The sequence below is a fragment of the Asticcacaulis sp. genome, from assembly GCA_024707255.1.
Classification (GTDB): domain Bacteria; phylum Pseudomonadota; class Alphaproteobacteria; order Caulobacterales; family Caulobacteraceae; genus Asticcacaulis.
This window is the reverse complement of the sequence record JANQAC010000002.1, coordinates 563,746-577,641: the sequence shown is the minus strand read 5'-3', so window position 1 is coordinate 577,641 and position 13,896 is coordinate 563,746. Positions and strand designations below refer to the sequence as shown.

General features: G+C 61.0%; 8 protein-coding genes and 1 pseudogene. 7 read left to right on the top strand and 2 right to left on the bottom strand.

Annotated elements, in window-relative coordinates; translation table 11 throughout:
* Positions 1-33 precede the first annotated feature (33 nt).
* Together NVV72_14045 and NVV72_14040 are read right to left on the bottom strand one after the other, a co-directional pair.
* Positions 34-510, bottom strand: a complete 477-nt coding sequence (locus NVV72_14045; protein MCR6660396.1) for a TonB-dependent receptor — start codon at positions 508-510, stop codon at positions 34-36.
* Positions 431-2,941: a TonB-dependent receptor gene (locus NVV72_14040; GenBank protein ID MCR6660395.1), complete on the bottom strand. Its 2,511-nt coding sequence runs from the start codon at positions 2,939-2,941 to the stop codon at positions 431-433. The genes NVV72_14045 and NVV72_14040 overlap by 80 nt, the downstream gene beginning before the upstream one ends.
* A 408-nt stretch (positions 2,942-3,349) precedes the next feature.
* Between NVV72_14040 and NVV72_14035 the strand changes: the two genes are divergently transcribed.
* The 7 genes and pseudogenes from NVV72_14035 (at position 3,350) to NVV72_14005 (ending at position 13,808) form a co-directional block, all read left to right on the top strand.
* Positions 3,350-5,725: a glycoside hydrolase family 127 protein gene (locus NVV72_14035; GenBank protein ID MCR6660394.1), complete on the top strand. Its 2,376-nt coding sequence runs from the start codon at positions 3,350-3,352 to the stop codon at positions 5,723-5,725.
* A gap of 12 nt (positions 5,726-5,737) precedes the next feature.
* Positions 5,738-7,621: an Svx/AvrXca family virulence/avirulence protein gene (locus tag NVV72_14030; GenBank protein MCR6660393.1), complete on the top strand. Its 1,884-nt coding sequence runs from the start codon at positions 5,738-5,740 to the stop codon at positions 7,619-7,621.
* Between the two features lie 71 nt (positions 7,622-7,692).
* Positions 7,693-9,970: pseudogene (locus tag NVV72_14025) on the top strand (FdhF/YdeP family oxidoreductase).
* Positions 9,970-10,785 carry a formate dehydrogenase accessory sulfurtransferase FdhD gene (gene fdhD, locus NVV72_14020; GenBank protein MCR6660392.1) on the top strand — a complete coding sequence of 272 codons (816 nt, stop codon included), beginning with the start codon at positions 9,970-9,972 and terminating at the stop codon, positions 10,783-10,785. Before NVV72_14025 ends, fdhD begins: the two are co-directional and overlap by 1 nt.
* A 176-nt stretch (positions 10,786-10,961) precedes the next feature.
* Positions 10,962-11,369, top strand: coding sequence for a glycoside hydrolase family 125 protein (locus NVV72_14015; protein ID MCR6660391.1), 408 nt, complete (start codon positions 10,962-10,964; stop codon positions 11,367-11,369).
* Between the two features lie 139 nt (positions 11,370-11,508).
* On the top strand, positions 11,509-13,611 hold the full coding sequence (locus NVV72_14010) for a GH92 family glycosyl hydrolase (GenBank protein MCR6660390.1): 2,103 nt from the start codon (positions 11,509-11,511) through the stop codon (positions 13,609-13,611).
* Positions 13,590-13,808 carry a glycoside hydrolase family 92 protein gene (locus NVV72_14005; protein ID MCR6660389.1) on the top strand — a complete coding sequence of 73 codons (219 nt, stop codon included), beginning with the start codon at positions 13,590-13,592 and terminating at the stop codon, positions 13,806-13,808. Before NVV72_14010 ends, NVV72_14005 begins: the two co-directional genes overlap by 22 nt.
* Positions 13,809-13,896 lie beyond the last annotated feature (88 nt).

Sequence of the window (13,896 nt, the reverse complement as noted above, 5' to 3'; positions counted from 1 at the left end):
CCGGCGGGGGTTTTGCTTTTGGTGGATATCAGATCAGTAGCGGAAACGCGCGCTAACCTGAACGGTGCGGGCCTGAACACGCATCCCCTGCGGCAGCAGCTTTTGCTCTCCCCAGTACATCTTGGTGTTGTTCTGGAGCAGGTTGGTACCTTCCAGGCTGAGCGTCATATACTTGACCGGCGTCCAGTTGACCGCCGCATCGAGACGCGAAGTGGCCTCCACGTAGGGCGAGTACTCCGAGAACTCAGGCAAAGCCCAGGCGCGGAACCGGTCGCGGTAGTTATAGGCGACACGGGCGCTGAACTGCGGCGTATCGTAATACAACATCAGGTTATAGGTGTATTTCGAGTTGCCGACCGCATTATCGTCATCACCCGGATAATCGATCTTAGCGACCTGGTTGTAGGTGTAGTTGAACTGGCCGCCAAAGTTAGCGAGTTTGCCAGGCAGGAAGTCGAAAAAAGCCCTGCGCGTTGAACTCGTAGCCCTGGAAAGTGCCGGGGCTGGCATTGCGTGGACGGGTAATATTATACTGCTTGCCATCAATGGTTTCCAGTTCAGTAGAGTCATAGATAAAGCCGTCTGGCTTCTTCAGATAAGCGGCGAAGGAGATAACGCTGCCACGACCGAAATAATATTCCAACGATGCGTCATAGTTATCTTCCTTGTTCGCCTTCAGATTGGCGTTACCGCCCCAGCCGCCGCCAGCATTCGAGCTGCTATTGCCCGCGTCGAGGAAGGTGAAGGACGTCGCCTGATCGAAGCGGGGGCGCTGAACGTTGAACGAGTAGGCCACGCGGAACTGCAGTTTCGGCGTGAAGTGAACCACGGCGTGGGCGCTGGGCAGGAAGTCCTTGTAATCCAGTTCGGTCGTGCGCGGCACCATGAGAGCGTCAGGCGTGCCGACGATCAGTTCTGGCGCAGCGGTCGGGCTCGTGTCTGTAGGGTCATAAGCAGGATTCGCCACCCAGTTGATCTGACGATCATAGGAGAAACTGTTGCCCCAGGTATGGACCTCGCGGCCACCGATCACCCCATCGACGGGGATATTGCCGATCTTGAAGCCATAGAATATCTGGGCATAGATCGCCGCGGTGTTTTCCTGGGTCGTGAACGAGCCCATCATGCGCTCGGTCTGAACCTCAGCGGTCGACCATTGTTCCGTGGCCGGTACGGCACCGGTCGCCGGATCCCATGCGCCGCCACCACCATAGGACAGGGTGGCCGGATCGGAGGCCAGGGCGCGGATCGCGTCGAAATTGGCCAGATAGCTGTCAAGCGACATGCGATACCATTGCGCCGATTGATAGCCCGGCACATCGGCAAAGATGGTGTTGGTGTTGGTGCCGCCGGGGAAATCATTCAGCAGGATCGCCTTGGCGTCGGCAAAGCCGGCATAGCGATAACCGTAAAGACGTTCGGCATCACGGGTGGTTTTACGAACCCCCATCTGGACGCTGCGGATCAGCTTGTCATCGCTGACCCGATAGGTGCCATCAAGCGAAAAAACGTTTTCCGTGCTGGTTTCGTAGCCCTTTCCGTTCTCGATTTCGCGGACATAATAGTTGTCCTTGTTGCTGAAATCATAGGGATTGCCGGCCGTGTCGAAGAATTGCAGGTAAGGCCCCGGCTCCACCATCTTGTCGGAGGCGAAGTCGAAATTGACCGATCCCATGTTCTTCATACGAAGCAACTGCTGATACCAGTCGAGGTCCAGGCGGTTCTCGTCACGATAGGCACCAAAATTAACCGTCCAGCGGTCCTTATTGTAGTGCGCCTCGAAATTGACGCGGGTATTGCGCGTGGTGATGACGTTATCGCGGGCGAAAGGCCCGATCGGCAGGATATCGCCATCATTCGGATTCGGATCAGTCGATGTCACGGACTTGATTGTGTGACCGTCCGGCATGAAGACGATATTTGACAGGGTGCCAGGGCTGTCCTTAATACGCGCTTCCAGGAAATCGTCCGCGCGGTTTTCATCCGCGTTGAAACCCGAAGCCTCGATCAGGAAGTCCAGATTTTCCGTCGCACGCCACTGGAAGGCGGCATTGTACGAATTGCGCTTGACGGTCCCGACCTGGATACCGTTCTGGACCTTGTAGGGCGCGATCACATCGCCCGGTTCGAAGGGCTTGTTCGTGTCCTGAAGATCGGCCGGCAGGCTGGCCAACTGGGTCGGCCACCAGCGGAAGTCATATGGCGTTTCCGACGTGACCCACTGTTCCTTGTAATTATTCTTCTGGAAAGAGGCGTTCAGCAGGAAGCCCATTTCCCCGATCGGCGTATCCCAGCGCTTGGATACCAGAGCGGACGCATAGGGGCTTTCCGTGCTGCCGACATCGGCATAGACATTGCGGATACTGCCCGCAAAGGTCCATTTCTTCGGCAGGTCGAACGGACGGCGCAGATCGACGTTGACCGTACCGGCGATGCCGCCTTCGACCTGATCGGCCGTGCGGTTCTTATAAACTTGCACTGATTTCAGCAATTCGGCGGGGATATCGTTGAGCGAAGCAGCGCGACCAACACCGGTATTGTTCGGCGAACCATTTAGGGTCGTCTGGACATCTTCCATGCCACGAATTTTAAGGCCGCTGCCCTCGCCGCGTTCCCGCTCGATCTGCACGCCGGTAACGCGTGCAATAGCTTCGATGACATTATTATCCGGCAGCTTGCCGGCGTCTTCGGCATCGACCGAATCGACGATCTGGGCCGCCTTGCGCTTACGATCCACGGCTGATTTCAGGCTCTTGCGCAGCCCCTTGACGATGATGACCTCATCGCTCTGGGCTTCGGCCTGGGCGGTAGCGGCCTTTTCGGCGGCGGTCGGCTCTGGCGTCCCTGTGGCCTCCTGCGCCAGGGCCGGCGCGCAGATCATGGCCGCGGCCAGACCGGTGGCGGCCAGCAGTACGGTTTTACTCACTCGTGTCGTTAACATTCGGTCTTCCCCGTCTTCAAAAAACTGATGTCACGATGTGGACATGAAAATCGGGGGCCGTCAAAATATTTTATACGATATACGGCAATATCATGACAAATCCAATAACATGACAATTTAATGTAACCAATATGCAACACATCTAGGGCAGCCCCCCACCCGTATTCCATATATAGGAACAGAACCGTAGGTTACCCATAACCAACTGTATATATTTATAAAAATTTGAACGGCTTGAACGGGTATTACAAAAATATAGAAGACTCTTTTATGGCTCGTCATAAAAAATCCGGCCAGAAGCAGACGTTTTTTATCCGAAAACACCGCCGGATTACGGCAAATTTGCGCTTTAAGGCTTGCAATTCAGCGTATATCGTATACCAAATTGTCCGACAACTGGAGGTAAAAATGGCCAATCTGACCGGCAATCGTCGCCAAATCTTAACCGCAACGGCGGCTTTCGCGGGGTTTGGCCTGTTTTCAAGCCGCAGCCTTGCCGGCAATATGACACCGCAAAAAATCAGCAGCCTGCCACTTTCGGATGTCCGTCTCCTGCCCTCGCCCTACAAGACCGCGCTCGATGTCAACCACACCTATCTGGTGACCCTGGAGCCCGACCGTTTCCTGCACAATTTCCGCAAAGGTGCCGGGCTGAAACCCAAGGCGGAACCCTATGGCGGCTGGGAGCAGGACACCATCGCCGGTCACAGCCTGGGTCACTATCTCTCCGCCATCGCGCTGATGTATGCCCAGACGGGTGATCCGGTGCTGAAACAACGCGCCGCCTACGTCATCGATGAACTGGCCCTGATCCAGGGCGCCCAGGGCGATGGCTATGTCGCCGGCTTCCTCAGGAAGCGCAAAAACGGCACGGTCGTCGATGGCAAGGAGATCTTCCCGGAGATCATGGCCGGCGATATCCGCTCGGCCGGTTTCGACCTCAATGGCTGCTGGGTGCCCTTCTATAACTGGCACAAGCTCTATAGCGGCCTGTTCGATGTTCAGGCGCTCTGCGGCCTCGACAAGGCCATTCCGGTAGCGGTCAATCTCGGCGGCTATATCGACAAGGTGTTCGCCGCCCTGACCGACGCCCAGGTACAGGAGGTGCTGAACTGCGAGCACGGTGGCATCAATGACAGCTTCGCTGAACTTTACCAGCGCACCAACGACCCGCGCTGGCTGAAGCTGTCCGAGCGTCTTTATCACCACAAGGTGCTGGATTCGCTGGTGGCGAAGCAGGACAAGCTGGCCAATATCCATTCCAACACCAATATCCCGAAGGTACTGGGCCTGGCGCGCCTGTACGACGTCACCGGCAAGGCCGATTACCACACGGCCTCTGCCTTTTTCTGGGAGCGCGTGACCAAGCACCATTCGTTTGTCATCGGCGGCAATGGCGACCGCGAATACTTCTTCGAGCCGGACACCATTTCAAAGCACATCACCGAGGCGACCTGCGAACACTGCGCCACCTACAACATGATGAAGCTGACCCGCGACATGTATCGCTGGTCACCGGACGCCGCCTATTTCGATTATTTCGAGCGCGCCCACCTCAACCACGTCATGGCGCAGCAGAACCCGAAGACCGGCATGTTCTCCTACATGACGCCGCTGTTCACGGGTGCTGCCCGCGGCTTCTCCGATCCGGTCGATAACTGGACCTGCTGCCACGGCACCGGCATGGAAAGCCACGCCAAGCACGCCGAGTCGATCTACTGGCAGACAGCGGATACCCTGTTCGTCAATCTCTATATTCCCTCGACCGCCAAGTGGGCCGGCAAGAGCGCCATCCTTCGCCTCGATACCGGCTATCCCTATGAGGGCGCGGTCAAGCTGAGCCTGACCAGTCTGCGTCGTCCGGCGCGTTTCAAGCTGGCCCTGCGCGTGCCTGGCTGGGCGCGCACCGCCGCGCTCAAACTGAACGGCAAGCCAGTCGAAGCCGCGCGTGACAATGGTTACCTGATCGTCGATCGCGTCTGGCAGGCCGGCGACAGCCTGGCGCTCGGCCTGCCGATGGACCTGCATATCGAGCCGACCTCGGATAATCCGGGTGTGGTGGCGATCCTGCGCGGCCCCATGGTAATGGCTGCGGACCTCGCCTCGGTCGATGACGATTACAAGGCGACCGATCCGGCCCTGGTGGGCGATAACCTGCTGGCCGGCTTCGCGCCGGTGGCCATCGAAAAGGCCGAGTTCAAGACGGTCGGCATCGGCCGGCCCGGCGAACTGAAGATCGTGCCCTTCTACAGCCAGTGGGAACGTCGCAGCGCAGTCTACTTCAAGGCGTTCGATGATGCGGCGTGGAAGGTCGAGGAAGCCGCCTTCCTGGCCGAACAGGCCCGCCAGCGCGATCTCGCCGCCCGTTCGGTGGACGTCATGCACCTCGGCGAAATGCAGGCCGAACGCGACCACAATCTCGAATCGGACGTTTCCTGGCCCGGCACCTATCGCGGCCGCAATGGTCGTGACGCCCGCTCCGGCGGCTTCATGTCCTTCACCATGAACGTCAAGCCCGGTCCGCTGGTGATGCAGGCGACCTATTGGGGCGATGATCGCTGTGATTTCGATATCCTGATCGACGGCCAGTTGCTGACCACGGTCTCGCACAAGACACCGATGAAGCCGGGTGAGTTCTTCGACGAGCAGTATCCGGTGCCGGAAGCCCTGACCCAGGGCAAGACCTCGGTGACCGTCAAGCTGGTGCCGAAGGAAGGCCGCTCCACCGCCATGGTGTTCGACATCCTGCTGTTCACCGCCGCGCCCGCCGGTACCACCGCTTAAGAAAGCCTGTCCATGCTCCGCCATCCCTTGAGTGCCCGCGTATCCCTCCTTGCCTTGCTGCCGGTCTGCGCGTTTCTCACGGGATGCGGTGGCGGTTCGGCTTCCGCCCAGACTCCACCGGTGACGCTGCCCGTCACGCCTCCGGTCACCGGTGCCTGCGTGGCCGGTACCTGGACGGTGGTTTCCGGCACGCCGGACGAGCAAAAGGTCCAGTACGAGACGGCGCATTTTGCCTTTCGCTGGAAGGACGGCGGTGTGAACAAGGCCGACGCCGTCTCGGCCGGAGACTATCTGGAGACCGTCTGGACCACCTTCATCGGCCAGATCAAGTTCCCCGAGCCCTATTGCGACACCGCCACCAAGCACAAGGCCAATATCAATCTCGATCCGACCTTTGGCCTGACCGGCGGCCCGACCGGTGACCGCGACATGGGCATGTGGATCGGACCACTCGCGCTGAAAGACCACTGGGGACTGGCGCACGAATTTACCCATGCGCTGCAGGGTTCGACGCGCAGTTTCCGCGATGGCAAATATGTCGGCTGGCTGTGGGAAGGCCATGCCAACTGGATGGCCCACCAGATGCCGGAATACCGCAACGAGGTGCACTGCTCCGAACTGCTGGTCAATTTCCCGCACCTCTATTACGGCTCGACGCGTGATCGTTACTGCAACTGGCAGTTTCTCGAATATCTCAAGGACAAGTACGGCTATCAGGCCGTCAACAACCTGTGGGCCAATGGCCTGAAGCCCGACCAGGCCGGTTATCTGGAGGAAGACCCGTTCAGCACCCTGATGCGCAATCAGAAATGGTCAGTCGCCGACCTCAATGATGAATTCGGCGAATGGGCTTTGCGCAACATCACCTGGGACTATGTCGACCAAGACGGCAATGACGAAGCCCCGACCTACCGCGCCAAATATGGTTCCTATGACCAGCGCGACGGCCAGCGGGCCCTGCGTGTGACGGCGCTCGATCCGATGGACCTCGGCCAGCGCCGCTTCGCCGTGCCCAATGCCTGGGCGCCACAGCGCTGGGGTTATAATGTCGTGCGCCTGATGCCGGATGCCGGCGCCACCAAGGTCACCGTCAAGTTCCGCGGCGTGGTCCAGGCGGCACCGGCCGCCACCACCCTGCCCGGCTTCACCAATGATCCGGCGTCGATACCGCAGCCCGATTCCGACTGGCGCTGGGGTGTGGTCGCCATCCAGGCTGACGGCACGCCGCGCTACGGCCCGTTGATGGGCGGCGCCGATGGCGACCTGTCTTTCGATCTCAAGTCCGGCGACCAGGCGGTCTATATGGTCGTGGTCGGCACGCCCTCCAGCCAACAGAAGATACAGTGGGACCAGGCGTACTATTCCATCTACCGCTATCCGTGGATGGTGCAACTGACCGGCGCCCTGCCTCAGGGTTACGAAGCGGGTTACACGCCCGGCGCAAATGGCCATATCCAGGCCAATGGCGGTGGCTGGGTCAGCAATGCGGCCCATGTCGAGCCTTCCGTCTATGTCGGACCTTACGCGCGCGTTCTTGGCGGTACGGTCAAGGGCAATGCCCGCATCGAGGACCACGCCCTGGTGCGCGGCGGCACGGTCTCCGGCAATGCCGTCATTGGCGCCATGAGCATTATTGATGACGGCGTGACGGTCAAAGACAATGCCGGGGTCGAAACCACCTTCCTCGGCATCGGCGGCTTCGAGCCCGGCACCGAACTGTCCGGCACGGCCGAAATTCTTGGCGATGCCGAGGTGCGTGGCGGTCCCAAGCTCAGTACGGGCGTCTACAGCGGCTTTGTCGATAAGTCATCGCAGGCCGATCCGAAACAGGGCGGCGACCTGACCGTGCCGGTGCCGGAAGTCACCTCCACCGCGCCCTATGTCTGGCGGCCATAAACACCTGGCAAGCCTATTGGAACCTGCCTTCGAGGGGTGATACAAGGTCTCTCCAGAAGGCAGGAGTCGCCATGTCAGACGAAGGTATCCGCGAATATCATGCCCCGGCCGGCGGCTGGGGCGCGCTCAGGGCCGTGGCGCGGACCCTGCGCAGCCAGATGGATATCGTGGCCGGCTCGCAAACCCTGATGCGCAACAACCAGCCACATGGCTTTGACTGCCCCGGCTGCGCCTGGCCCGATCCCAAACACACCTCGGCCTTTGAATTCTGCGAAAATGGCGCCAAGGCCGTTACCTGGGAGGCCACCCGCAAACGCGCCACGCCGGAGGTCCTCGGCCAGCACAGCGTGCGCGACCTGCTCACCTGGCATGACCATGATATCGAGGACCTGGGCCGCCTCACCCACCCGATGGTCTATGATCCGGCCACCGACCGCTATGTCGAAATCGCCTGGGGGGACGCCTTCCAACGCATCGCCACGGCCCTGAACGCCCTGCCCGACCCGAACATGGCCGAGTTCTACACGTCGGGCCGCGCCTCCAACGAGGCGGCGTTCCTCTTCCAGCTTTTCGTGCGCGCCTTCGGCACCAACAACTTCCCCGACTGCTCGAACATGTGCCACGAGGCGACCAGTGTCGGGCTGGCTGAGGTGATCGGGCTCGGCAAGGCGTCGGTGACGCTGGAAGACTTCGACCATGCCGACGCCATCTTTTCCATCGGCCACAATCCCGGCACCAACCATCCGCGCATGATGGCCACTCTGCGCGAGGCATCCAAACGCGGCGCGCCGATCGTTGTATTCAATCCGTTGAAGGAACGCGCCCTGGAGCGTTTCGCCTCGCCGCAATCGCCTGTCGAGATGGCGACCCTGACCTCGACGCCCATCGCCAGCGACTACCTGCAACTGAAGATAGGCGGCGATATCGCGGCCTTGAAAGGCGTCATGAAGGCGGTCGTCGCGCTCGATGACGCCGACCGGGCCGCTGGCGGCGAAGGTGTGCTCGACCGCGCCTTCCTGGCCGAACATACGGTCGGTATCGAGGACATGATCGCCGATCTGCGCGCCTGTTTGTGGGAAGATATCGAGGCCGCCTCCGGGCTGACACGCGCCCAGCTCGAACATGCCGGTCAGATCTACGCGAAAGCCAAATCCGTTATCGTCTGTTATGGCATGGGCGTCACCCAGCACAGCCAGGGTACCGCCGCCGTGCAGCAGATTTCCAACCTGCTGCTTTTGCGTGGCAATTACGGCCGCCCCGGCGCCGGAATCTGTCCTTTGCGCGGGCATTCCAATGTGCAGGGCGACCGCACCGTCGGCATTGATGAAAAGGCGCCCGCCCATTTGCGCGAAGGCATCAGGCGCGTCTATGGATTTGAACCACCGGTCGCTCATGGTCACGACGCCGTGGCCGCCATGCAGGCCATGGCGGAGGGCCGGTCAAAGGTCATGGTCTGCCTCGGCGGCAACCTGGCCGTCGCTATGTCGGACCCGGCGCGCAGTTTCGCGGCGGTGCGCGGTCTTGACCTCGCCGTGCATGTCGCCACCAAGCTCAACCGTTCGCATCTGTTGCTGGCGAAGGAAAACATCCTCCTGCCCTGCCTCGGCCGTACCGAACTGGACCTGCAGGCGTCCGGCCCGCAATCGGTAACGGTCGAGGACACCATGTCGATGGTCCACGCCTCGACCGGCAAGCTGCCGCCGCCTTCCGAACATGTCCGCTCAGAACCGTGGATCGTGGCGAACCTGCGCGCGCGCGGTCCTTGGCGATCGCTTCGCCATCCCGTGGGAAGCCTATGCCGATGACTACAGCCTGATCCGCGACGCCATCGCCCAGGTCCTGCCGGCCTTCCATGACTATAACGAACGCATCCGCACGCCAGGCGGTTTCCGGCTGCCGGTCGGCCCGTCCGAGCGTCTTTGGAAAACCGCGTCCGGCAAGGCGGAGTTTCGCATCTTCACAGGCGTGCGCGCCGAGGCGACCGATCCCGATCCCGAGGTACTGACCCTGACCACCCTGCGCAGTCATGACCAGTACAACACCACCATCTACGGCCTCGATGACCGCTATCGCGGTGTTTTCGGCCGCCGTGATGTCGTTTTCATGAACCCGGACGATCTGGCGGCGCGCGGCCTCGCCACCGGCGATGTGGTGGATGTGTCCTCGGCAATTTCCGATGCTGTCCTGGCTGGTTACTCTGTCGTCAGTTACAATATCCCGCGCGGCTGCGCCGCCGCCTACTATCCCGAAGCCAATGTGCTGATTCCCCTGACGCGCCACGACAAGGCCAGCGGCACGCCCTCCTACAAGTCCGTTCCCGTGCGGATATCGCGTCCGGCGACCGCCTGATGGCTTCCCTCCCCACGCCTGTTTCCTCCGTAAGCCATATCGTCTGGGCCGATAGCGCCCGCGCCTGCACACGCCATGTCGCCGAAGAAGTGCCGGTGGCCCTGGTTTACGACGCCTCAACCGAGGCCGTCATGATGGCGACTCCGGCCGATCTGGAGGATTTCGCCTATGGTTTCAGCCTCAATGAGGGCCTGATCTCAAACCCTGATGATATCCGGCGTCTCGATATCGTGCCCGGCACAGGCGGCATCGAAGCCCGGATGTGGCTGACGCCTGAACGCGGCCAGTCGTTGGCTGCCCGCCGCCGCAGCCGCACCGGCCCCACGGGGTGCGGCTTGTGCGGCCTGGACAGCCTGGAAGAGGTTTTGCGGTTACGGACGCCGATCCGGTCGTCCGCCCTGCGCCTGACAGCCTCCGATATCATGACAGCCGTGACATCGCTTGAAGGCCGGCAACCGCTCGGCGCACAGACGCGGGCCGTCCATGCCGCCGGCTTCTGGTCGCCCGGCGAAGGACTGGTCGCCGTACGGGAAGATGTTGGCCGGCACAATGCCCTCGATAAGCTGGCCGGTGCCCTGGTCCGCACCGGCGTCGGGGGTGAAACCGGTGCCATTGTCCTGACCAGCCGTGTATCGGTCGAGATGGTGCAAAAGGCCGCGGCCATCGGTGCGCCGGTCCTGATCGCCATCTCCGCCCCGACGGCCCTGGCCCTGCGCACGGCCGAGGCCGCGGGCCTGACCGTGATCGCCGTCGCGCGTCACAATGGCTTCGAAGTCTTCACCCATCCGGAGCGCATTGTGCTGGCGGATGCCTGAGCGTCGTGAGGTTGCCACCGCCCGCATTGCCGACTTCAGGCCATTTCATCTGCCCGGCAGGTAAAAAATACATGCAGCCCGGTGTTTATCTATCCGGCTGTCGCACCGTTACAGGAAACTACCGGCGACACCACGCCCTTCGATGCCGAATGGCGCCAGGCGATGAGACCGTGGTTATGACCTTCCGGACCCAGCAGCGCAAAACCGACCCCGCACTTATCGTTTATGCGCAAAGCGACCTCCTCGAACGAAATGATGCCGCTGGGCGGCCACAGCGCGCCGACCAAAAAGGTCGATCCATTCCGGCTTCCGGCCTCGGTTTCGATGCTGCCTTCCGCACCACCTGCACCGACCTCGCCGACGAAATAGGCACGGCCGCCGCGCAATATGGTAAACATCGCCTGCCGGATGGCACCATGGTTTGGGCCTATGAGGCCGACGGTTTCGGCAATACGCTCTTCATGGACGACGCCAATGTGCCGAACGTGCTAGCCCGCCCTATCTCGATATCTGCGAGACCACCGATCCGCCCTATCAGGCCACACACACCGCCGTCTGGAGCGACGCCAATCCTTACTTCTTAAAGGGTACGGCGGCGGAAGTCATAGGCGGAACGCATATCGGTCTGGATATTATCTGGCCCGATGTCGCTGTTCGGCGAGCTGGTGCTTGACATTAACCGCCGCAAGTCGAAACTGATGTAGTCTGTTGCGTGGGGGACTAATGCTGTCGCGTCGTTCATTACTGGCTTCCAGCGCCGCTGCCGGCATTGCCGCTGCCCTGCCCCGTGTGGCTGCCGCGCAAACAACCGGCTTCGGCCGTTTTGTTGATCCAATGATCGGCACTGGCGGCCATGGCCATGTCTATCCCGGCGCCAGCGTGCCCTTCGGCATGATCCAGTTATCGCCCGATACTGATAATGCCCGCTGGGACGCCTGTTCGGGCTATTATTATGACGACAAGACCCTGCTCGGTTTCTCGCACACCCACCTATCCGGCACCGGCGCTTCGGACATGCTCGACCTGCTGGTGGTGCCGGCCATTGGCGATGTGCGCATCAAGCCGGGCACACTGGCCGATCCGCAGGGTAGCTACCGCACGCGCATGAGCCATGAACAGGAGCAGTCGCGTCCGGGCTATTACAGCCTCGTTATGCCGGAAAGCGGTATCCGCGCTGAACTGACCGCCTCGGCCCGCGCCGGCCTGCACCGCTACACCTTCCCCGAAGGCAAGGATGCTCACCTGCTGATCGACTGGGCGCACGGCTTCCGCAATTACGACGGCAGCGCCACAAAGATCATCGCCTCGTCCATCGAGTTGCGTGACGAACAGGTGCTGGTCGGCTCACGCCAGGTGCGGCAATGGGCGCAGGGACGCTATATCCACTTCGCCATGAAGCTGTCGCAACCGGCGGCGTCGATGACCTTCTACAGGGACGATACCGAAATCACCGGCGCGACCACCTATCAGGGCCAGTCGCTGAAGGTGGCCCTGCATTTCGGTCAGGGGTTAAAAGGACCGCTTCTGGTCAAGGTCGGCCTGTCGGCAGTCGACATCGCCGGCGCCCTGAAAAATCTGGAGGAAGACGGGCTGGGCTTCGATTTCGAGGCCATGTCCGGCCAGGCCGCCACGCAGTGGGATACGCACCTGTCGCCGATTGAAATCGCCACCGACAATCCCGACCAGCGCGCCACCTTCTACACCGCGCTCTATCACGCCCAATTGGCGCCGACACTTTTCTGCGACTCCGATGGCCGTTACCGCGGCATGGACAAGCAGGTGCATCAGCTTGAACCGGGCAAGGCCAATTACAGCACCTACAGCCTGTGGGACACTTACCGCGCCCTGCATCCCTTGCTGACGATCATAGACCCACCACGCGCGGCCGCCTTCGCGCAGAACCTGATTGAACAGGGCGAGCAGAGCCCCTCCGGTCCGGTGATCTGGCCGCTGCAAGGCGTCGAGACCTTCTGTATGATCGGCTGGCACTCGGCTGTGGTCATCGCCGAGGCCATCCACAAGGGCCTGCCCGTCGATGCCAAACGCGCCTGGGCGCTTTATCGCCAGTTGGCCTTTGGCCGCAATACGCCAGGCCTGAACGCCTATCGTGGCTTTGGCTATATCCCGTGCGACCTGGAGGGCGAATCCGTCTCCAAGACGCTGGAATATGCCTATGATGACTGGGCCATGTCGCATATGGCCCAGGCTGCCGGCGACTATATGAGCGCGGCGCTTTTGCGGGAACGCTCGCGCAATTACCGCAATATCTTCGATGCAAAGACGCAGTTCTGCCGCCCGCGCCTGATGAGCGGCCAATGGGCCCTGCCCTTCGATCCGCGCAGCATGGGGCACGATTCCAAACACTGGTGGGACTATACGGAAAGCAATGCCTGGCAGGCCACCTTCCTGAACCAGCACGATCTTTACGGCCATATCGGGTTATTCGGCGGCGATGCGGCCTTTGAGGCAAAGCTCGATGCCCTGTTCAACGCGCCCTCCGACCTGCCGCCCGATGCCCCGCCCGATATGACCGGCATGATCGGACAATATGTCCATGGCAATGAACCGAGCCACCATATCGCCTATCTCTATGCGTACTGCGGCGCGCATTACAAAACCCAGGCGCGCATCCGCGAGATACTGAAAACCCAGTATCGCGCTTCGCCGGATGGCATGGCGGGCAATGAAGACTGCGGCCAGATGAGCGCCTGGTATATCCTGTCGGCGCTCGGTTTCTATCCGGTCGATCCGGTCGGCGGCGTCTATGTGTTTGGCTCCCCCTGTTTCCACAGGCGCGCATTCACCTGCCGGAAGGCCGCACGCTGACCATTCGCGCCGAGGAGGCCGAGACCAAGCCTTATATTGCAAGCGTCACCTGGCAGGGCCGGCCGTGGTCGCGGTCATGGATCAGTCACGCCGACCTGATACAGGGCGGCGAACTGGTGTTCGTGATGTCGGATAAACCCAATCCAGCCTTTGGCTTCGATATTACCGACCGGCCGCCGTCTTTTCAGTTTAGTTGAGCCGGAATACCTTTACATCTCAAACTGAAAGGGGAATGGCGAGCCGCCCTTGAGGAAAAAGAAGAATCTGCCTACAGCCTATAGGCTA